Raw genomic sequence first — 21,532 nt, 5'->3', positions numbered from 1 at the left:
AATGAATTTTAATATTGAAGCACTGGTGAAGAGTGTCAGTATTGTCCGCATTATTGACGTGGTCATTGTTTGGTGGCTCCTTTATCGGTTGATGATGCTGATTCGCGGTACTAAGGCGGTTACGCTGCTGCGCGGTGTTGGTATTGTGATTGTGGTGAAGGTTGTTAGTTGGTACATTGGGTTGACCACGATTTCATGGTTAACCGACCAAATTATTAATTGGGGTGTGATTGCACTAGTTGTCGTCTTCCAACCAGAAATTCGACGCGGTTTGGAACACCTGGGTCGGTCGGCCTTGTTTAAGCAACGACAGGCTTATCAAGATGAAACCAAGCTGATTAATGAATTGGATGATGCCATTCAATATATGTCAAAGCGGCATATTGGGGCGTTGATTTCAATTGAAATGGAAACCGGGCTAGAAGAATATATCGAAACCGGAATTAAGATTGATGCGGAAGTGACCAGTCAATTGTTGATTAATACTTTTATTCCAAATACGCCTTTGCACGACGGCGCGGTAATTATCAAAGATGCCCGGTTGGCAGCGGCAGCGGCTTATCTGCCATTATCAGATAATCCGACGATCCCGAAGGAACTGGGGACGCGGCACCGTGCCTCGGTTGGGATTTCAGAAGTAACGGATGCCTTGACGATTGTTGTCTCAGAGGAAACCGGGGCAGTGTCAATTACGCGTAATGCAGAATTGATGCAGTCATTGTCGCGTGAGGACTATCGCAAATATTTGACACGCCAATTAGTGCCTGAAAATGGGGCGGTCAAGCAAAACTGGTGGTCACGCTTTGTACCGACATTTAAGCGGGGTGAGAAGTAATGAAAAAAAGTTACGACAAACTGATTTATCTAGGGGCAACATTATTAGTTGCCATCTTAATGTCGGTCTATGCGGATGGCCAGTCAACGAAGACCACACGCAATTCAACAGAAAGTGGCGCAACAACCACGGGTATCTTAAAAGGGTTGGTGTCATCAAAGTCAGAAAAGGTGTCGGTTCCGTTGCAATTGAACGGCATCGATACGGATGAATACTACATTTCGGGTGCGCCTGATACAGTTGATATCACCTTGACTGGTTCGTCGGCTTTGGTAACCGCAGCTAAGAACACCAAAAACTTTCAAGTCTATGCAGACCTAACAAAACTGACTGATGGTACACACACGGTGGCGCTAAAGGTGTCAGGTTTGAACCGCGATTTGACGTATAAGCTAGCCAAGTCGAAGGTAACTGTGACGATCTATAAGCGGACGTCAGCTTATTACACCGTTCACACGGATTACAATAAGGATGCGATTGCGGACGGGTATACCGTTGGTACCGTGACGTCATCAGTTAACAACGTTCAGTTGATGGGACGTGAATCAGCAGTTAACGAAGTAGAGACTGTGGTTGCGGTGGCACAATTGAAACGCGACACGAGTAAGTCAGTCACACAGACAGTGACGTTGCAGGCCCTTGATGCTAAGGGACACCCAGTTGACGTTGGCATTTCACCACAGGTAACGACGGTGAAAATCCCAGTGACAGCTGGGACAGGTACCAAGCAGGTACCGCTAAAAATTAAGACAAAAAACGGGTCGGCTTCAAACTTTAATCTTACGGGCTCTGTAAATGAGATCACAGTTCGTGGTAAGATTGATGTATTGAATAAGTTAAAAGAGATTCCTGTGACGGTCGATTTGAACGGGGTGACGGCAGCGTCATCTCAAGATGTCACGGTGAATACGCCAGACGGAACGGATAGTGTAAATCCGACAACGGTCACGGTAACGATTACGCCCAAGGAGCAATAAAAAACATTATGGTTGAATTACATTATTTTGGAACAGATGGTGTGCGCGGGATTGCCAATAAGGAATTAACGCCAGAGTTGGCTTTCCGTCTCGGTCGCATGGGTGGTGCAGTTTTGACGCGCCACGCTGAAGGACGCCGACCACGCGTGCTAGTTGGTCGTGACACACGTATGTCAGGACAAATGTTGGAGCATGCTTTGATTGCTGGTTTGCTATCAGTTGGTATTGAAATTTTGCGTTTGAACGTCATTTCAACGCCGGGGGTTGCCTACTTAGTGCGTGCCCAACAAGCAGATGCTGGTGCGCAAATCACGGCATCACACAATCCAGCTGAAGATAACGGGATTAAGTTCTTTGGTGCGGATGGCTTCAAGCTATCAGATGAGTTGGAAGCTGAAATTGAAGCGTTGCTTGATGCACCGGAAGATACATTGCCGCGTCCAGCCGCTGAAGGCTTGGGTACAGTGTCAGACTTCCCTGAAGGGGCTGCTAAGTACCTAGAGTACTTGCAGACAACCATCCCTGATGATTTGTCAGGCATGAACATTGCCATTGATGCAGCCAACGGTGCAACGTCTGGTTTAGTCGCAAACTTGTTTGCTGACATGGGCGCTGACTTTGTCACGATGGCCACATCACCTGACGGATTGAACATTAACAAGGGCGTTGGGTCAACACACCCTGAAGCGATTGCGAAGTTTACGGTTGAAAATGGTGCCCAAGTTGGGTTGGCATTTGATGGTGACGGTGATCGCTTGATTGCTGTTGATGAAAACGGTGACGTTGTCGATGGTGATAAGGTCATGTTCATTACCGGTAAGTACTTGTCAGAACACGGTCGTTTGAAGCAAGACACGATTGTCACAACGGTCATGTCAAACATCGGTATGTACAAGGCCATGGCTGAAAACAACATGTCATCAGTTAAGACAGCTGTTGGTGATCGCTATGTGGTCGAAGAGATGTTGAAGTCTGGGTATAACTTGGGCGGTGAGCAATCAGGTCACGTGGTGTTCTTGGACTGGTCAACAACTGGTGATGGTATGTTGACAGCTTTGCAATTGCTGCATGTTATGAAGGCAACAGGCAAGAAGCTGTCAGAACTAGCTGGTGAGATGACAGTCTTCCCACAAAAGTTGGTTAATGTGAAGGTCCAAGACAAGAAGGCCGCGCTAGAGAATGAAGCGATTAAGCAAGTGATTGCTGAAGTTGAAGCCGAAATGGGTGACAATGGTCGCGTTTTGGTGCGTCCTTCAGGTACGCAAGATTTGTTACGTGTGATGGCAGAAGCTCAAACCGAAGAATTAGTTGGGGCTTATGTTGATCGCATCGTTGATGTTGTTCGTGCAGAAGTAGGAGTGGATTAAGAACATGGCTGCGGATTATCAAACGCTTGATATTATTGAGGAGATTACCCGTAACGACGGATCGACTTATAAGGAAATTGGCAATCTTTTGCACAATGGTCAAGCCGAATACGCCGCTGAACAGGGGATGATTCAATCGGTTCGTATTTTAAAAATTAACATTCCTCACTCAGGAAACGTTGAAAAATACGAAAAGTACGTTAATGAACATTTTGAAATACCTGAGATGGTTGCCATCAAAGAATACACAGAATGGACTAAGACGCCCGAAATGGATGATGTTATCCAAAAAATTCTAACTGAGAATCAAGTTAGTTAAACAATTAAACCCGGTCTGGCAGATGCGCCAGACCGGGTTTTTTGTTACTTTTGATTAGCCTTATTTGTGTGGCTCAGTGATAAGTGGGCTTGTTGAAAGGCGTTAGTAATTGTTGTTGTTTCATTAAATAACCAGTTTGATTGATTCATGATAAACTCGCTTTCTCAAGATATTGTCCTTATTATAGGATTAAAACGATGGTTATAAATAAATGGTGCTAAAAGTGAAACAAAATATACCGTTTTTTCAAAAATGTCCCGTATCCTAGTAATTAAGGAAGTTCACGATTGGGGGAAACGCGGATGACACAGACATTAGCTGAAAGAATTAATGAAATAAGGCGCAACAAACAGGTGTCGGTTCAAACAATTGTGGCGAATGGTATTTCAAAGAGTAAATATTTTGCGTACATGCGTGGTGAACGAGATTTGTCGATTCGCGATTTGCAAATTTTGATGGATTTGTTGACGGTCTCCTTTGCGGAGTTGGTGATTGATACAGATGTCATTCCAGAACCCTATAATTTAAATTTATTACGTGCTCGTAATTTGACCGTTGACCAGTTAGAAACGTTTCGGGATATGTTACAAGCTAAATATGCCCAGTCTAATTTAGTGGCACACCGACAGTATGGTCTGGCTTTTAATTACTTGGTGGCCTACAAGAGCGATGCTGATTGTAAACCGGATGTAACGGCATTATATGATGAACTTAAAAATTATCGGGTATTCACGTTCTTTGAGATGCAACTATTTTCGTTGATTGCTGAATCATTAACCCCTAAGCGTTTTTATCGGCTCTATGAAATTTTTGTGCAAAGCATCGGGTTGTTTAGCGGCTACATGCCAATGCCGATTTATCTCACTATTTTACGGATTCATTATTATGCCTTGGTTCATCTAACACGTCCTTCACTTAAGTCTTGGCCGACAATGTTATTTGTTTTAGAGGCAATTGAAAATCAACCTGCGCGCCCGTCAAATATTGAATTGTTTATGCTACGCGAATTTGCCAAGATGTTGAAAGCATACTACACAGTTGATAGTCCGGCAGCGGAACAACAATTCCGAAGTTGGCTAAATGTTGCGATTGCGCGTGGGGTGGTTGAAATTAAATTAACCTACGATACCTTATCGTTTCCTGGTTTATGGCAAGCCTTAACGATGAAGCGTTCACACATGGCTGTTAATGGTAAGTCAATGTTTACGACAGATTATGCCCATATTCAGTCGGCGGAGTTAGCAGATAACTTTGGCGATGCGCTCCAAATTTTGTTGAAAGGGAAACGAATTACCGGGAGCGAGTTAGAAGAATACGGCATCACGCGGTCAAAGTTATATCGTATTATGCATCAGGACGTGGTCATCCGCTTAAATGATTTGTTCGAAATGATGACCTACTTACGGTTGTTGCCTGCTGATTTAACGGTGTTCTTCTTTAAAAATCCAACGTCCCGAGCGCGGGAACGTTTCGCAGCATTCTTGGTGGATCCAACCGATTATCAAACAGTGGTCACAGAGGCTTTGGATCATTATGAAATCTCGCATAGTAATGCTGATTATGAAACGGCACTTGAATTTCAAGTCTATGTCAACCAACAACTATCTGATTTTGATCCGACGAGCATTGTGCAATTAGACTTAGCACGGACAATTACGGACTACTTATTAAAACTGGATGAATGGCATGAAGCGGAGCATCGGCTAGTGATGTATTCATTTATCGACATTGATGATGTTGAGATGGTGATAAAACGCCTGAGGATTGCAGATGAGTACATGCATCATCGCAATGTATTTCGAGCACCGATTAGTTCAGTTCTGAATAATGCCGAGTATTCTTTACTGAAGGCCGTCATTTTAAACCAACGAGCAGATTTTGATAAAATCATGACCGTGGTTGCTGGCGAACGGGAGCGTGATCCGCAAATTTTCCACTTTGCCACTTGGCGCTGGCGAGTCGACGTCTTTGACTACTACGAGATGATGTTTACCAATCCGGCCGCGGGGTTGGCGGCGTTCGAAACGTTTGTGACCGATTATCAAGTTTTAACGGGCAAACCGCTGTTTCCAAAAAACAGAAATTTCATTGCTGATACATTGAAGCATCACTTTGCGACAGTTTTAAAAGAGGGAGATACCTCAACAAAATGACAATTCATAAAACCATTAGCTTGACAGCCTGAACAAAACGGTGAAATTTGTATCGTTTTTGGAACTTTTTGGCTGAAATGGCAGGGGATACCTTACTCTAGGTACATAGCAAAACGAGAAACAGGATGTGCTTAGAAAAGAGAGGTAAGGGACATGAATTGGATTCCAGAGATGATGAAGCGCGCAGCCAAGTATGGTGGTGATTTAGACCATCCAGAAGTGGTTGCTTGGGCACACGAGCAATGGCAAAATGCAGCAAATGAATGGCGTTATGAAGTCGATGGTGAACACCGATTCAGGACCCAAGCTGAACTGGCCACTTACTTGCACGTTGGTAAGATGCAACTAACAAAGTTTATCTCACAAGGCGTGGAAGAATTCCAATTGCGGGGCCACCGCATCCGAGTTAATGATGATGTTTATATGGCTCGTGAACCACAAATTAGCTAATTGATAACCACTTGATAATTGATCAGGTGGTTTTTTATTTTGTAATGAAAATGTAAAGTAAAACGTAAACCGTGATAGAGCAACACGTAAAACGTTTAAATTTGTTAACTAGTAAAATTAGCCGTGTTTACCATTTTACTTGCGAGTGCTATATTAAATGCAACAACAAATAACCTTTTAAAAAGTAGTCCAGTGAGGCTATGAAGGGTTGCCGTTGGTTGGGGGAATTTAAGGGGATAACTGTATTAGTCCGCCTAAAAACTAACCAGAAGCAAAACCTCGTGAATCACTGATTCACGAGGTTTTTTTGTGCACAGAAAGGGAGTCACCATGCAAAACTTTGTTAACTTGAACGAGTTGCCGCTCACGACAATTCAAGACATGATTGCTGAAGCACTAGCCTACAAACAAGGCAAGCGTCAACCGATGCAGACGCCTAAATTAGTGGCCAACCTCTTCTTCGAAAATTCAACCCGGACGCACACCAGCTTTCAGGTTGCAGAGACAAAACTAGGCTGGCAACGGATTGCAATTGATCCACAAACGAGTTCCACGCAAAAGGGCGAAACCTTGTCGGATACGTTAAAGACATTAGGGGCTGTTGGTGTTGACGTGGTTGTTCTACGTCATCATATCAATGACTGGTATCAACCGCTGGTCGCTGAGCAATCAGAGTTGATGCCACAACTGGTCAATGCTGGTGATGGTAGTGGCCAGCATCCGTCACAAAGTTTGTTGGACTTGGTGACAATCTATGAGAATTTTGGTCACTTTGAAGGATTAAATATCCGTATTGTTGGTGACTTAGCACATTCACGCGTTGCTCGGTCAAATGCAGCGGTTCTGCAACGCCTTGGGGCAACGGTGACATTTGGTGGACCCAAGGCATGGTACCCACGTGAATTTGAAACCTATGGCACGTACACGGGGCTTGATACAGAACTAGAGAAGGTCGATGTATTGATGCTCTTACGTGTTCAGCATGAACGCTTAGATACAGATGAAAACACGAATTTTTCAGCCGCTAGCTACCATGCTTTGCATGGACTAACACGTGAACGATATGGACGGTTGAAGGAACAGGCAATTATCATGCACCCTGCGCCAGTTAACCGCGGTGTTGAAATTGCTGATGAGTTGGTTGAAGCACCGAAATCACGGATTTTTGAACAAATGACCAACGGTGTATATGCACGCATGGCAATTTTGGCGGCGATCGCACGAGGGGGAGAATAATGACAACACTTTTGTTTAAGCAGGTTCAAATTGTAGAGGCTGACCAAGTGGTCACACGAGATGTCCTGGTGACTGACGATACGATTACGGCAGTGGCCCCACAACTTGATGTAACGGCTGACCGCGTTATTCAAGCGACGGGCCAATTATTAACGCCTGGTTTGGTTGATATTCACGTCCATTTTCGCGAACCAGGTTTTGAATACAAAGAGACGATTGCAACGGGGTCCCGCGCAGCGGCCCGCGGTGGCTTTACGACCGTGGCAGCGATGCCTAATTTGAACCCTGTACCAGCTACTTTATCAGCGTTTGAAACTGTCCAAGCACGTAATCAAGCAGCAGGTGTTGTCCACGTTGCGCAGTATGGTGCGATTTCTGAAGGACTAACCGCTGACGAAATCGGGGATTTGCCAGCATTGGCTGCTGAAGGCGCAATCGCCTTTACTAATGATGGTAAAGGGGTGCAAACTGCAGCCACCATGCTTGATGCGATGACGGCCGCAGCCAAGGTGAATCGACCACTAGTCGCGCACGTTGAAGATGAATCGTTAGTCAAAGGTGGGGTGATGAATTTGGGGGCACGGTCAGCTGAACTGGGCTTGCCAGGTATTAATCCGCTTGCTGAATCCGCCCAACTTGCGCGTGACCTCATGTTGGCCCAAGCAACTGGCGTCCATTATCACGTTGCACATTTATCAACGAAAGAATCTGTCGCCTTGGTGCGCTTAGCGAAACAAAACGGGATTCATGTCACGGCCGAAGTCTCACCACACCACTTATTGTTGGATGAAACTGATATTACTGGGGATGATGCCTTGTTTAAGATGAATCCACCACTTCGTGCGCCGGCAGATCGGGCAGCAGTCATTGCTGGTTTGTTGGACGGCACCATTGATATGGTGGCGACTGATCACGCGCCGCACAGTGTGGCTGAGAAGGAACGGTCATTTATCGGGGCGGCATTTGGCATTACCGGGATTGAAACCAGTTTTCAGTTGTTGTACACGCACTTAGTTAAACCTGGTATTGCGACGTTAGCCCAATTATTAACTTGGATGAACGCAGCACCAATTGATGCATTCCAGTTAGAGGCACCAAAACAAGTTGCTGTCGGTGAACGCGCGGACTTGGCATTGTTCGATTTAGAAACACCATATCAAATTAATGCGCAAGATTTCTTGTCTAAGGGTGTGAATACGCCGTTTATTGGGGAAGTTGTCTATGGGCAAACGCGACTAACATTAGTTGCCGGTAAGATTGCTTATCAAGCAGAGGGGGAGTTATGAAGCGCTACTTAGTTTTAGCAAACGGATCAGTTTATGCGGGTGAAGGGTTTGGATCAACCAAGCCAGTTACTGGTGAAGTTGTTTTTAATACGGGTATGTCAGGGTATCAAGAGTCACTGACGGATTTGTCATACCATGGCCAAATCTTGACTTTCACGTACCCTTTAATTGGAAACTACGGCATTAACCGGGATGATTTTGAATCACTCCGTCCGGCTGCAAGCGCAATTGTTGCTCATGAAATTGCTCGACGCCCGTCAAATTGGCGTTCTCAAATGTCATTGGCGGAGTGGGCAGAGAAAATGGATTTACCAGGGATTACGGGAATTGATACGCGCGCGTTAACCAAAGAAATTCGGGAGCGCGGTGTCATGAAGGCCACGATTGTTGATGAAGTGACCCCAGACGTACTGACAACCTTGGCGGATACGACTTTGTCAGATCGACAAGTTGCTGAGGTAACGACGCAAACGACGTACGTTAACCCAACGGATGGCGTGTCAATTGCGATGATTGATTTTGGGTTGAAAAACTCAATTTTACGCGCGTTAGCCAAGCGCGGCGTCAATGTGACGGTTTTCCCAGCGACAGTAGATGCCCAAACAATTTTGGATACTAACCCAGACGGGGTGTTACTTTCAAACGGACCGGGTGACCCTGAATCAGTCGAGGGGGTATTGCCGGTTATCCGCACGTTGCAGGATCGCTTGCCATTGATGGGCATTTGCTTGGGTCACCAATTGTTTGCTTTAGCCAATGGCGCAGAAACTTACAAATTAAAGTTTGGTCACCGTGGCTTTAACCACGCGGTTCGCAATTTGAACACTGGCCGAATTGATTTTACGTCGCAGAATCATGGTTATGCGGTTGATGCATCATCAATTGTTGATACGAAGTTAGAGATCACCCACGAAGAAATTAATGACCACACAGTTGAAGGATTACAGTTGACGAACCGACCAGCCTTCTCGGTACAATTCCACCCAGATGCAGCACCAGGTCCTCACGATGCTGAGTATTTATTTGATGATTTTTTGCAGATGATTGCCAACGAAAAGCAAGGAGTGCAACATGCCTAAGCGTACAGACATTCGAAAGATTTTAGTGATTGGTTCAGGACCCATTGTGATTGGTCAAGCGGCCGAGTTTGATTATTCTGGTACGCAGGCAACGATGTCTTTGAAAGAGGAAGGCTATGAGGTTGTCTTGGTAAACTCGAACCCTGCCACCATTATGACGGATGCGGAAATGGCTGACCGCGTTTATATTGAACCGCTAACGTTGGAGTTTTTGGAGCGCATCATTCGGAAAGAACGGCCAGATGCTATTTTGCCAACCTTGGGTGGGCAAACAGGACTGAACTTAGCCAAGGATCTGTCTGAAACAGGTATCTTGGCCGAAATGGGCATCGAGTTACTCGGTACAAAATTAACGGCGATTGAAGAGGCGGAAGACCGGGAAGCGTTTAAAGATTTAATGGATCGGCTTCATGAACCAGTCCCTGAGTCAACGATTGCTACGACGGTTGATGATGCGTTAACATTTGCGACAACGCATGGGTACCCAGTGATTGTGCGCCCAGCGTACACCCTTGGTGGAACTGGTGGTGGGATTGCGGCCACACCAACTGAATTGGCTGAGATTGCGGCAAATGGTTTGGAATTGTCACCAGTGACGCAAGTATTGATTGAAAAATCAATTGCTGGTTTTAAGGAGATTGAATTCGAAGTGATGCGTGATGCGGCTGATAACGCCTTAATTGTGGCATCGATGGAAAATTTTGACCCAGTCGGTATCCACACGGGTGATTCGATTGTGGTCGCGCCGGTGCAAACCTTGTCTGATCGTGAACTGCAAATGATGCGTGATGCAGCTTTGAAAATTATTCGAGCACTCAAGATTGAGGGCGGCGTTAATATTCAAATGGCACTGAACCCAGAGTCGTTCCAGTACTACATCATCGAAGTGAACCCACGTGTGTCGCGCTCATCAGCCTTGGCTTCAAAGGCAACCGGGTATCCAATTGCGAAGATGGCCGCCAAGATTGCGGTTGGGCTCACCTTGGATGAAATTATTAACCCAGTTACTGGTACGACCATGGCACAGTTTGAACCAGCCCTCGACTACGTGATCGTTAAAATTCCGCGTTGGCCGTTCGACAAATTTGCCAACGCTGACCGCCGTTTGGGGACGCAGATGAAGGCAACTGGTGAAGTCATGGCGATTGGCCGTAACATCGAAGAGGCCATGAATAAGGCAATTCGATCATTGGAAATTGGGGCGCTCAGTTTGCGTGACAATCGTTTTGAGAACCTGGCAACTGCTGAGTTAGTGGATATGTTAATGCCAGCCCGTGATGATCGGCTGTTTATGATTGGCGAGTTATTCCGTCGGGGTGTCACGCTGGCCGAATTACATGCAGCGACGCAAATTGATGAATTTTTCTTAGACAAAGTGCTGCATTTGATTGAGATTGAAACACAACTTACGCATGAAGTCGGCGATGCTGACACGTTAGCATTGGCTAAGCGGAATGGGTTTGCAGATCAAACGATTGCGGACATTTGGGGGATGACGATGGACGATATTCGCCAGCGCCGGCAACAGTTACAGTTGCAGTCAGTCTACAAGATGGTTGATACGGTGGCGGCTGAATTTGCCTCACAAACGCCATATTATTATGCAACTTTTGAACAGGAAGATGAATCAGTTGTGAGTGAGAAGCCAAGCGTGTTGGTATTGGGTTCCGGTCCAATTCGCATTGGTCAAGGTGTTGAGTTTGACTATGCCACGGTACATGCGGTGAAGGCAATTCAAGCAGCAGGGTATGAGGCAATTATCATGAACTCAAACCCTGAAACGGTGTCAACAGACTTCTCAGTCTCGGATAAGTTGTACTTTGAACCGCTCACGTTGGAAGATGTTCTGAATGTCATCGACCATGAGCAACCGCTTGGGGTGGTCGTTCAGTTCGGTGGTCAAACGGCGATTAATCTAGCAGCGCCATTAGCAGCACGTGGTGTCAACATTTTGGGGACGACGGTTGAAAATCTGGATCGTGCGGAAGATCGTGAAGCCTTTGATCAAGTGATTAAAGCGCTGCAACTGCCACAACCGGTTGGTAAGACGGCAACGACAGTACCAGGCGCGTTGGCAGCAGCTGAAGAAGTTGGCTATCCTGTCTTGGTTCGACCTTCATACGTGTTAGGTGGTCGTGCAATGGAAATTGTGACCAATGCGGCTGAATTGACCGACTATATGGGGCGTGCGGTGAAGGTTTCTAATGATCACCCAGTCTTAATCGATTCTTACTTAGTGGGGGCTGAAGCCGAAGTGGATGTGCTATCCGATGGTGAGACGGTTGTGATTCCAGGTATTATGGAACACATCGAACGTGCCGGGGTGCACTCTGGTGACTCGATGTCGGTTTACCCAAGTCAGACACTTAGCCAAAAGGTCAAGGATGAAATGGTGGCAGCGTCAATTGCATTAGCCAAGTCACTGCAGACCGTTGGTTTGATGAATGTCCAATTTGTCATTCATGATAATACGGCGTATGTCATTGAAGTGAACCCACGCGCATCACGAACAGTGCCATTTATTTCGAAGGTCACGCATTTACAGTTGGCCCAATTGGCGACGCAAGTGATGCTAGGTCAACGCTTAGCAGACCTTGGCTTAACAACCGGCTTGGTACCCGAACCAACAACGGTTCACGTTAAGGCACCAATTTTCTCATTCACCAAGTTACCTGAAGTTGACTCATTGCTGGGACCAGAAATGAAGTCAACTGGGGAAGTGATGGGATCCGACACGACGTTTGAAAAGGCGCTATACAAGGCGTTTGAAGCGTCAAACATCAAGGTGCCAACGTTTGGTAACGTGCTATTGACAGTCGCTGATGAAGATAAGGAAGAAGCGCTGGTGTTGGCCAAGCGTTTTGCTGACTTAGGGTTCCAATTGGTTGCGACGGCGGGGACAGGTGCTTACCTACGTGATAATCAGTTAGCCGTTGAGATTCTTGATAAAATCAGTGAATCTGACAATAATGCGGTATCAGCATTGCGAAACGGTCACCTACAAATTGCGATTAATACAACGCGTCAAGATGGCGCAACGATTAGTGATGGCCAACGGATTCGACATGCGGCCATCGAAAATGCAGTCCCACTCTTTACGGCCTTCGACACGGTGGGGGCTTTGCTTCGCGTCTTGGAATCACAAGGGTTTGCGGTTACAGCAATGGCCTAGACAGTTATTTGGGGAGAACTAACATGGAAGAAACACGTTATTCAGTATCATTGCCAGGATTGGAGTTAAAGAATCCCTTTATGCCTTCTTCAGGGGCATTTATGTACGGCTTGGATCACTTGCAAGATTTTGACTTAAATGAAATGGGCGCGTTGGTCTTAAAAACAACGACGGTTGAAGCGCGGCGCGGGAATCCAAAACCTTGGGTGATTGGCACTGATAGTGGCATTATGAATTCAGTTGGTTTGGCTAATCCAGGGATGGCGTCGGTCGCTAATGAGGTGCTGCCAGAACTGGCGACGGCCTTACCAGACCTGCCAGTGATGATTTCAGTAGCCGGGGAAACGGTCTTAGAATATCAAACGTTAGCCAAGGTGTTTGATCGGATTGACTATATCAAGGCATTGGAACTCAATCTGTCATGCCCAAACGTCGACAAAGGTGGGATGGAATTTGGTGTTGATCCGGAAACGGCGGCCGAAGTAGTTGCCGCCGTGCGTGAGGTGACGGATAAGCCATTGTACGCCAAATTATCACCAAATGTGACGGATATAAAGCCGATTGCTAAAGCGGTTGCTGATGCAGGGGCGGATGGCTTAGTGCTGATTAATACGGTGGTTGGGATGAGCCTTGATTTGGCCACGCGCCAACCACGCTTGTACCGGGGTACTGGTGGTATGTCAGGAGCAGCCATTCACCCAATCGCTGTGCGTATGATCTGGGAAGCAGCTTCGGTGGTTGATATTCCAATTATTGGGGTCGGCGGTGTTGATTCAATTGATGCGGCCCTTGAATTAATGCTTGCCGGTGCGTCCGCTGTGCAGATTGGCACGAAAACAGCCGAAGATAAGCAATTTATTCCCAAGCTAATTGCGGCTTTGCCAGCTGCCCTTGATAAATATGGTTTTGACACGGTGCGTGATGTTACTGGGGCGGTGGCAAAGTTCCCACTACCCGTTACGGCTTGGGAAGCGACGCATTAGGAGAGATGATGACAAAACCAGTATTTATTGCGTTGGATTTTTCCGACGCGCAGGAAACAATGGCCTTTCTAGAGCAGTTTCCGGCTGATGTCCGGCCAGCGGTAAAAGTGGGGATGGCCTTGTTTTATCGTGAAGGGCCAGCGATTGTTCGCCAACTAAAAGCGGCTGGCTTCACTGTGTTTTTGGATTTGAAGTTATACGATATTCCAAATACCGTGGCCCAAGCGACGAATCATTTGGCCCAGCTGGGCGTTGACTATTTGACGATTCACGCAGCCGGTGGTGTTCGTATGATGACAGCTGCTCGGGAGGGTGCCGTAGCCGGTGCCACATTGGTTAATGGTCAGGTGCCTAAATTATTAGCGATCACGCAGTTAACGTCTTTTTCAGAACAAGAGATGCAAGAGACACAACTTGTGACAGTACCATTATTAACGAGTGTGGTTCATTTAGCACAACTGGCTGCGACAGCTGGTTTTGCTGGCACAATCTCGTCAGCGTTCGAATCACGCGCAATCCATGAAGCGACACCAACGAACTTTTTATCGATTACACCAGGTATTCGCTTAGCAGGTGATGCAGTCGGCGATCAAAATCGCGTTGTGACACCGGCGCGTGCGCGTGAAATGGGGGCGAATGGTATTGTTGTCGGACGGTCGATTACACAAGCGCCAGATCCAGTTGCAGCATATCAGCGCGTGGTCGCTGAATTTCAGGGGGAATAATGATGACAGATTATCAAACAGAAGTTGCCGCGGCATTGCTTAAAATCGAAGCAGTCAAGCTTCAACCGACGGCACCGTTTACCTGGGCTTCGGGCATTTTGAGCCCAATTTATACTGACAATCGCAAGACGATCAGCTTTCCGGCTGTTCGTCGGTTGATTGCACAAGGATTGGCAGCGTTGATTAAGCGTGAATATCCAGATGTCCAGGTGATTGGCGGTGTGGCAACCGCCGGTATTCCACATGCAGCCTGGGTGGCAGAAGTGCTAGATTTGCCAATGGTGTATGTCCGGTCAAAGCCCAAGGATCATGGGGCTGGTCAACAAATTGAGGGGGTTGTACTACCTGGACAAAAGGTCGTCCTGATTGATGATTTGATTTCAACAGGTGGCTCGGTACTGGGTGCAGTTAAAGCGACCCGAGCGGCTGGCGCGGAAGTATTAGGCGTTAGCGCCATCTTCAGTTATGAACTGCCAGCAGCAACGCAAAACTTTGGCGAAGCGCAAACCCCATTTAATGCGTTAACGAACTACACGACATTGTTAACGGTGGCACAGCAAACGGGGGCTATTCAAGCGTCGGATTTGGCAACACTTCAAGAGTGGCGTCAAGATCCACAAGCTTGGCAACCAAACAATTAATCATAAAAAACCAGTTCCAGTGTGGACTGGTTTTTTATGTTGTTCGGACGCTTATTTTTTCACCAGTTAATATTTAGCTAAGGCTAGCGGTGAAATGTCCCCAAAATTGGCCTTTGTTGATAAAATGGAACATAAGACTATTTGTGAAAGGTGACCAACTATGAATATCGGATTATTCACGGACACTTATTTCCCACAGGTTTCTGGTGTTGCAACGTCGATTCAAACGTTGCGCCGTCAATTAGAAGCCAACGGACATAAAGTGTATATTTTTACGTCTACCGATCCGAAGGTAAAAAAAGGCACCCTGGAACCTAACGTATATCGGTTTGCGAGTCTGCCTTTTGTAGGCTTTAAGGATCGTCGGATTACGTATCGTGGGGCCATTCAAGCGGTGCAATTAGCGAAAAAATTGGAATTGGACTTAGTGCACACGCAAACTGAATTTTCGTTGGGCGTCATTGGTAAGTTTGTTGCCCGCCAACTGAAGATTCCGGTCGTACATACATTTCATACAAATTACGAGGACTATTTGCACTATATTGCGAATGGTAAAATTATTCGGCCAGGTAGTGTTGCTGTGATTGCCCGCAATTTTATGGCGGGAATGACAGGAATTATCTCACCATCACGCCAAACTTACGACACATTAACCAAGTATAAGGTTAAAGCACCAATCGAAATCATTCCGACTGGCGTTAATGTGCTACATGGTGCTAATGAAGACACAAGTGCTAAGCTACGGGGTGAGTTAGGTTTGGCGCCAGATACACCGGTTGTCTTGTCACTTGGGCGCGTAGCGTTTGAAAAGAACTTGGATGACGCCTTATCGGTTTTTGCGGAAGCGTTAGAAACAGTGCCTGAAGCAAAGTTCGTGATTGTCGGTGGCGGTCCAGCAATGGAAGCCCTCCAGGAACACGTTTCGGCCTTGGAAATTACGGATCATGTCATTTTTACTGGTGAAGTTAATCATAATGACGTTTATGGCTACTATAAGATGGGGGACGTGTTCGTCTCAGCTTCAGTATCAGAAACGCAAGGGCTGACTTTTATCGAAGCCATGACGGCTGATACGCCGGTTGTTGCCATTCACAGTCCGTACTTAGACACGATTGTGACTGATAAAAATATTGGGCAACTGGTTGACGATAGCTTTCAATTATTAGAACCGATGGTCTCGTACTTGCAAGCAAAAGAGATGGGGACAGTCATTGGTAATCCAGACGCCCGTCAACAAGTACTGCATGAAATTGATGAACGGACCTTTGGTAAGCGGGTGATTGATTTTTACGCAGAAGCATTGGCAGTCTACCATGAAGAGGAGGATACGGAAGCAGCTGAAGCAAATGACGTTGAGTACTCAAAGACATTCTTGCTTCGCAATCCCTTCCGACGTGATAACTCATGATTAAAATAACGATGTTTTCATCAGCTGAAACCGTGCCAGGACAAGGGGTGGGTTCAGCGTACCGCGAGTTGGTTAATTTACTAACGACCCGTTTTAAAGACAGCTTTAAATTACGCTTTAATTCATTGGCACCAGCTGATGTAAGTCACTATCATACAATTGATTTTTGGTTCTACCTGAATACCTTCCTGCCAGGACGTGGTCAAAAGGTTGGGTACGTCCACTTCTTACCTGAAACATTGGACGGGTCAATCTTATTGCACTGGCCGGTTAAAAATATTTTCTACTGGTATGTGATGGCGTTTTACAAGCGTATGGATCACATTGTGGTGGTTAATCCAACGTTCATTGAGAAGTTGGTGGCTTTAGGCGTTAAGCGGGACAAAATTACCTATATTCCGAATTTTGTTACCAAGACGCAATTCCATCCGTTGCCACTAGAGCAAAAGCAGACTTTACGTCAGCAGTTTGGCATCGACCAAGAGGCATTTGTGGTGTTGGGTGTTGGCCAAATTCAAGAACGCAAAGGGATTTGGGACTTCATTGCACTGGCACGAGAAAATCCACAGTGGACCTTTGTTTGGGTAGGGGGCTTTTCATTTGGCTCAATTACAGCCGGTTATGATGAATTGAAAAAGGTTCTCGCTGATCCACCAGCTAATCTAAAATTCCCAGGGATTGTAGATCGCGCAGTCATTAACGGGTATTACAACGTTGCTGACGTTTTCTTATTACCAAGTTATTCGGAATTGTTCCCAATGTCAGCGTTGGAAGCATTTAGCACAGGGACACCGACAGTCTTGCGTGACTTAGATTTGTACCGAGCGATTATTGACGGCTACTATTTGCCGGCTAAAGATAAAGCGGATATGCAACAAGAGCTTGCAACCTTAGCGATTGATTCAGATTTGCGGCAACGTTTGTCAGAACAGGCACTCGCGGCTTCAGAACGTTATTCGGCCGATTATGTCGCGGGCATCTGGCAAAAGTTCTACACGGAACAGGCTGCACTAGGAAAGAGGTAGCTAGATGACAAAACGTAATGGGATTGTCTTTGTTATTATGCTGTTAATCGGCCTAGGCATCTTTTACTGGTCATTTCGTACGGTGAATTTGCATGAGTTTACTCAAGATTTACGGCAGACTAACTGGTGGTGGCTTCTGGTCGCCGTTGGCGTCATGGTGATCTATTTGTTGCTTGAGGCAGTCGTTGTTAAGGTCTTTGTTAACGATGCACATGAGAAATTAAGCTGGAAGGATGCCATTCGGGTACCGTTGGTTGAACAGTTTGGTAACGGTATTACGCCGTTTGCCACCGGTGGTCAGCCAATGCAGATGATTACAATGGCACAGGCTGGAATTGACCCCGGCCGTGCCGGTTCAATTCTATTGATGAAATTTGTCGTATATCAAGGCATGATTGTCGTGAACTTTATCCTGGCGTTGGTGATTGGCTACCAGTATATTGCGGATAAGCTCCATGCTTGGGCATTATTTGTAATTTTAGGGTTTTTGGTGCATTTGGCAGTCATTGTTGGTTTGTTGTTAGTCATGTATTGGCCAGCACTAACTAATACGTTGGTGCAGTGGCTGTTTAAGCCGATTCAGCGGTTTAAACCTGATAAAGCGACTGCTTGGCGGGAAACGGTTGATGCTAAGATTGTGAATTTCCATCAAGAGAGTGTTCGGATGAGTCATGATTGGCCGGCTTTGTGGCGGGCCATCGTGGTGACGTTCTTCCAAATGATGGTTTATTACCTAATTCCGTACTTCATAATGCTAGGGTTGGGTGTGTCACATGTTAACGTTATCTTGGTAACGGCCTTTCACATTTTGATTGTCATGGTCATTTCGCTGTTTCCGATTCCAGGTGGAACGGGTGGGGCCGAGGCTGGTTTTGCGATGTTATTCGCACAGTTCTTGCCTAATGCAGCGTTACTTGTATTTGCCATGGCGATTTGGCGCCTGATTACCTACTATATGGGGATGTTTGCAGGCATCCTAGCCTTCAGCTTAAGTGCCGATAAGATAGAAAGAGGAAAAGAGTGAGTCGAGAAAGTGATTTGGTACAAATCGCTCAACGTATTCGTGCCATGATGGTCGATGACCGTGATGATGTGCAAACACGACATTTTGATGCATTCGGGGTCACAGTTGTTACAGTCATGTATGATCGGCCATCACAAACATTTGCAGTTGAGGGACTACGTGATAATAACCGACGTTTTGCGTTTGATGACGCAGATTTGGTTGCAATCGACATTTATGAAGCGTTGCAGGACTTTAAGGAGACCTTTTAAAACTGTGACGAAAAGTTGGTATCATTAAGTCTCTTTTATGTTTCGTTAATGGAACAGCTGTATACTGAAAGAATATAATTTAAGAACGGATTGTCGTTCGAGATAAAATGGAGCGTAATAAAATGCAACGAGTAATTTCAGCTATCAAAAAATGGTGGCCGGACTTTAACTCAACGGTTGGCTTCTTCTTGTTGTCCGTGTTCTTGGTTTGGTTAAAAACCTACTGGGCATATAAGACGAAATTTTCACTGGGAGTTAGCGGATCTTTGCAAGAGTTCTTGCTATTTTTGAATCCAATTCCAACAGCAATTATTTTGCTTGGAATTGCGCTTTACTTCCGTGGACGAATTGCCTACTGGTTGATGTTGTTGATCAATTTAGTACAGACGATTTGGCTGTTTGCTAATATCTTGTACTATCGTGAGTTCTCCGACTTTTTGTCGTTGAATATTATGAATTCTGGTGGCTCAGTCGAAAATAACTTGAGCAAGTCAATTGCAGGTATTATTCAAGGATCGGATTTCCTGGTCTTTTTGGATATTATTGTGTTGATTGTTTTGTTGTTAACGAAGGTCATTAAGGTCGACAAGACGGCCGTCCAAAAGCGATTTGCCGCATTAACGACCGTGTTTGGTATCTTGTTGATGCTGGTTGGCTACGGTATTTCGTCAAAGGATCGCTCAGGCTTACTGACGCGAACATTTGATAACAACTACATTGTTAAGTATTTGGGTTTGAATGAATACGCGGCCTATAACGTCTTTAAGACAAAACAAACGGCAGATGTTAAGAAGGAAGCGAAAGCCTCTGACTTGGATAAGATTAAGCAATTCGTGAAGAACAATAGTACGTTGCAGAATTCTGTTTACTTCGGTAAGGAGAAGGGCAAGAACGTGATCATGTTCCACTTGGAATCATTCCAACAATTCTTGATTGATTACAAGGTTAATGGGGTAGAGGTGACACCTAACCTCAATAAGTTCTACCATGATCAAAACACATTAGCATTTGATAATTTCTACAATGAAGTTGGTCAAGGAAAGACAGCTGATGCTGAAATGATGTTGGAAACCGGATTGTTTGGGACCGCTTCGGGCTCAGCGATGGTTAACTATGGTACGTCAAATACGTACCAAGCAGTACCAGCATGGCTTGACCAGCAAGGTTATACAACGGCTGCCTTCCACGGGGACGTCGCGTCGTTCTGGAATCGTGATAATACCTATAAGTCATGGGGATATGATTACTTCTTTAGTAAGCCATATTACAAGGATGCTGATAATGCCAGCTACAACATCGGCTACGGTATGAAGGATAAGATTTTCTTGCAAGATGCAGCTAAGTATGTTGAACAGTTGCCACAACCATTCTATGCAAAGCTGATTACGGTTACTAACCACTATCCATATGACTTGGATAAGCAGAACATTTCAATTGAAAAGACAACGACAGGTGATAAGACGGTTGATGGGTATGTGCAAACGGCCCGTTACCTAGATCAGTCATTTGCTGAGTTCTTAAATTGGATGAAGAAATCTGGCTTGTATGATAAGTCAATGATTGTTTTGTATGGTGATCACTATGGTATTTCTGAAAACCATCCAGCTGCAATTGCTAAGTTGATGGGTAAGAGTTCAGTTAACAAGTACGACCTTGCGAACTGGCAAAAGGTGCCATTTATTGTGCACGCACCTGGTTTGCAGGGTGGCGTGAACCACACGTATGGTGGAGAAATTGACGTTATGCCAACGTTGTTGCATCTACTAGGTGTCTCAACAGCGAATGATGTGCAATTTGGCCAGGACTTGTTGGCAACAAACCGTAAGCAAGTTGTGCCATTCCGTAATGGTGATTGGGTATCAGCAGAGTACATGAAGTATGGTGGCAATTACTATGTCACAACGACTGGTACGAAGATAAATCCAAAGGAAGATCCACGCGCAAAGGAAATCATTGACCAGACGCAGGCGTACGTTAATAAGATGTTAACGTACTCAGATAACGTTCAAACGGGAGATTTGTTACGTTTCTACACACCAGAAGGCTTTAAGAAGGTTAAAAAGTCTGATTATTCATATAAGAAGTCAGATGGATTGAAGTTGTTGAAGCAGATGGACAAGGAGCAAGACACAACGTTGAAGGATCAACATGATCAGAAGTCGACCATGGCTGACTATGTCACGGATGCACCAGAACTTGGTGGTCAACCGCAGACGATTCAACAAGCATCAAGTAGCAGCAGTACATCTACTGACGGGGCAGCGACTGATAGCGCCACTGTTGACGATAGCGGTGCTGCAACGGATAGTACAGCAGTTGGACAGTAATAACATCACAAAAAGCACGCAGATTTAGGTCTGACGTGCTTTTTTATTGTTCGGAATTAATTGATGAATTAAAGTAGTTGACGAACGTTCGCGAATGCGATATATTATTTAAGCACTCGAAAACGGAAACGTTTCTTGTGAAACTTGAATAAAACAAAGTGTTGACATTGTGTTGATTGCTTGGTAAGATATTTAAGTTGTCTCAGGGAGATATATAAATCGAATGAGATTGATATTGAAGTTGTTGAAATAAGTTGTTGACAATTTACTTTCA

General features: G+C 45.5%; 18 protein-coding genes. All 18 read left to right on the top strand.

What is annotated here, in order from left to right; all coding sequences use genetic code 11:
- Position 1 precedes the first annotated feature (1 nt).
- Complete coding sequence (cdaA, locus tag ESE_RS0101215) at positions 2 to 835, top strand: diadenylate cyclase CdaA (RefSeq protein WP_010369941.1); 834 nt, start codon at positions 2 to 4, stop codon at positions 833 to 835.
- Positions 835 to 1,812: a CdaR family protein gene (locus ESE_RS0101210; protein ID WP_010369939.1), complete on the top strand. Its 978-nt coding sequence runs from the start codon at positions 835 to 837 to the stop codon at positions 1,810 to 1,812. Before cdaA ends, ESE_RS0101210 begins: the two co-directional genes overlap by 1 nt.
- Positions 1,813 to 1,820: 8 nt before the next feature.
- On the top strand, positions 1,821 to 3,179 hold the full coding sequence (gene glmM, locus ESE_RS0101205; RefSeq protein WP_010369937.1) for a phosphoglucosamine mutase: 1,359 nt from the start codon (positions 1,821 to 1,823) through the stop codon (positions 3,177 to 3,179).
- A 4-nt stretch (positions 3,180 to 3,183) separates the two neighbouring features.
- Positions 3,184 to 3,498 carry a hypothetical protein gene (locus tag ESE_RS0101200; protein ID WP_010369936.1) on the top strand — a complete coding sequence of 105 codons (315 nt, stop codon included), beginning with the start codon at positions 3,184 to 3,186 and terminating at the stop codon, positions 3,496 to 3,498.
- 302 nt (positions 3,499 to 3,800) lie between these two features.
- Entirely contained in the window at positions 3,801 to 5,651 is a 1,851-nt protein-coding gene (locus tag ESE_RS0101190) for a helix-turn-helix domain-containing protein (RefSeq protein ID WP_010369928.1), read from the top strand.
- Positions 5,652 to 5,804: 153 nt separating this feature from the next.
- Positions 5,805 to 6,101 (top strand): hypothetical protein, encoded by a 297-nt coding sequence (locus tag ESE_RS0101185; protein ID WP_010369924.1) that lies wholly within the window; start codon positions 5,805 to 5,807, stop codon positions 6,099 to 6,101.
- A gap of 330 nt (positions 6,102 to 6,431) precedes the next feature.
- Entirely contained in the window at positions 6,432 to 7,337 is a 906-nt protein-coding gene (locus tag ESE_RS0101180; protein ID WP_010369921.1) for an aspartate carbamoyltransferase catalytic subunit, read from the top strand.
- Positions 7,337 to 8,623: a dihydroorotase gene (locus tag ESE_RS0101175; protein WP_010369918.1), complete on the top strand. Its 1,287-nt coding sequence runs from the start codon at positions 7,337 to 7,339 to the stop codon at positions 8,621 to 8,623. The genes ESE_RS0101180 and ESE_RS0101175 overlap by 1 nt, the downstream gene beginning before the upstream one ends.
- Positions 8,620 to 9,702: a carbamoyl phosphate synthase small subunit gene (locus ESE_RS0101170; protein WP_010369917.1), complete on the top strand. Its 1,083-nt coding sequence runs from the start codon at positions 8,620 to 8,622 to the stop codon at positions 9,700 to 9,702. Before ESE_RS0101175 ends, ESE_RS0101170 begins: the two co-directional genes overlap by 4 nt.
- Positions 9,695 to 12,874 (top strand): carbamoyl-phosphate synthase large subunit, encoded by a 3,180-nt coding sequence (gene carB, locus ESE_RS0101165; RefSeq protein WP_010369915.1) that lies wholly within the window; start codon positions 9,695 to 9,697, stop codon positions 12,872 to 12,874. Before ESE_RS0101170 ends, carB begins: the two co-directional genes overlap by 8 nt.
- Positions 12,875 to 12,897: 23 nt before the next feature.
- On the top strand, positions 12,898 to 13,857 hold the full coding sequence (locus ESE_RS0101160) for a dihydroorotate dehydrogenase (protein ID WP_010369913.1): 960 nt from the start codon (positions 12,898 to 12,900) through the stop codon (positions 13,855 to 13,857).
- Between the two features lie 5 nt (positions 13,858 to 13,862).
- On the top strand, positions 13,863 to 14,582 hold the full coding sequence (gene pyrF / locus ESE_RS0101155; RefSeq protein ID WP_010369910.1) for an orotidine-5'-phosphate decarboxylase: 720 nt from the start codon (positions 13,863 to 13,865) through the stop codon (positions 14,580 to 14,582).
- Between the two features lie 2 nt (positions 14,583 to 14,584).
- Positions 14,585 to 15,223, top strand: a complete 639-nt coding sequence (pyrE, locus tag ESE_RS0101150; RefSeq protein WP_010369907.1) for an orotate phosphoribosyltransferase — start codon at positions 14,585 to 14,587, stop codon at positions 15,221 to 15,223.
- 160 nt (positions 15,224 to 15,383) lie between these two features.
- Positions 15,384 to 16,631, top strand: coding sequence for a glycosyltransferase family 4 protein (locus ESE_RS0101145; RefSeq protein WP_010369904.1), 1,248 nt, complete (start codon positions 15,384 to 15,386; stop codon positions 16,629 to 16,631).
- Positions 16,628 to 17,656: a glycosyltransferase family 4 protein gene (locus tag ESE_RS0101140; protein WP_010369902.1), complete on the top strand. Its 1,029-nt coding sequence runs from the start codon at positions 16,628 to 16,630 to the stop codon at positions 17,654 to 17,656. The genes ESE_RS0101145 and ESE_RS0101140 overlap by 4 nt, the downstream gene beginning before the upstream one ends.
- Before the next feature lie 4 nt (positions 17,657 to 17,660).
- The gene (locus ESE_RS0101135; RefSeq protein ID WP_010369899.1) at positions 17,661 to 18,680 is read left to right on the top strand and encodes a lysylphosphatidylglycerol synthase transmembrane domain-containing protein; all 1,020 of its coding nucleotides are present in this window, start codon (positions 17,661 to 17,663) and stop codon (positions 18,678 to 18,680) included.
- Positions 18,677 to 18,931, top strand: a complete 255-nt coding sequence (locus ESE_RS0101130) for a DUF1797 family protein (protein ID WP_010369896.1) — start codon at positions 18,677 to 18,679, stop codon at positions 18,929 to 18,931. The genes ESE_RS0101135 and ESE_RS0101130 overlap by 4 nt, the downstream gene beginning before the upstream one ends.
- Before the next feature lie 122 nt (positions 18,932 to 19,053).
- Positions 19,054 to 21,258 carry an LTA synthase family protein gene (locus ESE_RS0101125; RefSeq protein ID WP_010369894.1) on the top strand — a complete coding sequence of 735 codons (2,205 nt, stop codon included), beginning with the start codon at positions 19,054 to 19,056 and terminating at the stop codon, positions 21,256 to 21,258.
- The last annotated feature ends 274 nt before the right edge of the window (positions 21,259 to 21,532 follow it).

This window comes from Weissella cibaria KACC 11862, from assembly GCF_000193635.1.
GTDB classification, from domain to species: domain Bacteria; phylum Bacillota; class Bacilli; order Lactobacillales; family Lactobacillaceae; genus Weissella; species Weissella cibaria.
Note: the sequence above shows the minus strand (reverse complement) of the source record. Positions and strands in the feature narration are given on the sequence as shown.

Coding starts and splice junctions, on each gene's coding strand:
- cdaA (WP_010369941.1), top strand. CDS start 2: ATGAATTTTAATATTGAAGCACTGGTGAAGAGTGTCAGTATTGTCCGC.
- ESE_RS0101210 (WP_010369939.1), top strand. CDS start 835: ATGAAAAAAAGTTACGACAAACTGATTTATCTAGGGGCAACATTATTA.
- glmM (WP_010369937.1), top strand. CDS start 1,821: ATGGTTGAATTACATTATTTTGGAACAGATGGTGTGCGCGGGATTGCC.
- ESE_RS0101200 (WP_010369936.1), top strand. CDS start 3,184: ATGGCTGCGGATTATCAAACGCTTGATATTATTGAGGAGATTACCCGT.
- ESE_RS0101190 (WP_010369928.1), top strand. CDS start 3,801: ATGACACAGACATTAGCTGAAAGAATTAATGAAATAAGGCGCAACAAA.
- ESE_RS0101185 (WP_010369924.1), top strand. CDS start 5,805: ATGAATTGGATTCCAGAGATGATGAAGCGCGCAGCCAAGTATGGTGGT.
- ESE_RS0101180 (WP_010369921.1), top strand. CDS start 6,432: ATGCAAAACTTTGTTAACTTGAACGAGTTGCCGCTCACGACAATTCAA.
- ESE_RS0101175 (WP_010369918.1), top strand. CDS start 7,337: ATGACAACACTTTTGTTTAAGCAGGTTCAAATTGTAGAGGCTGACCAA.
- ESE_RS0101170 (WP_010369917.1), top strand. CDS start 8,620: ATGAAGCGCTACTTAGTTTTAGCAAACGGATCAGTTTATGCGGGTGAA.
- carB (WP_010369915.1), top strand. CDS start 9,695: ATGCCTAAGCGTACAGACATTCGAAAGATTTTAGTGATTGGTTCAGGA.
- ESE_RS0101160 (WP_010369913.1), top strand. CDS start 12,898: ATGGAAGAAACACGTTATTCAGTATCATTGCCAGGATTGGAGTTAAAG.
- pyrF (WP_010369910.1), top strand. CDS start 13,863: ATGATGACAAAACCAGTATTTATTGCGTTGGATTTTTCCGACGCGCAG.
- pyrE (WP_010369907.1), top strand. CDS start 14,585: ATGACAGATTATCAAACAGAAGTTGCCGCGGCATTGCTTAAAATCGAA.
- ESE_RS0101145 (WP_010369904.1), top strand. CDS start 15,384: ATGAATATCGGATTATTCACGGACACTTATTTCCCACAGGTTTCTGGT.
- ESE_RS0101140 (WP_010369902.1), top strand. CDS start 16,628: ATGATTAAAATAACGATGTTTTCATCAGCTGAAACCGTGCCAGGACAA.
- ESE_RS0101135 (WP_010369899.1), top strand. CDS start 17,661: ATGACAAAACGTAATGGGATTGTCTTTGTTATTATGCTGTTAATCGGC.
- ESE_RS0101125 (WP_010369894.1), top strand. CDS start 19,054: ATGCAACGAGTAATTTCAGCTATCAAAAAATGGTGGCCGGACTTTAAC.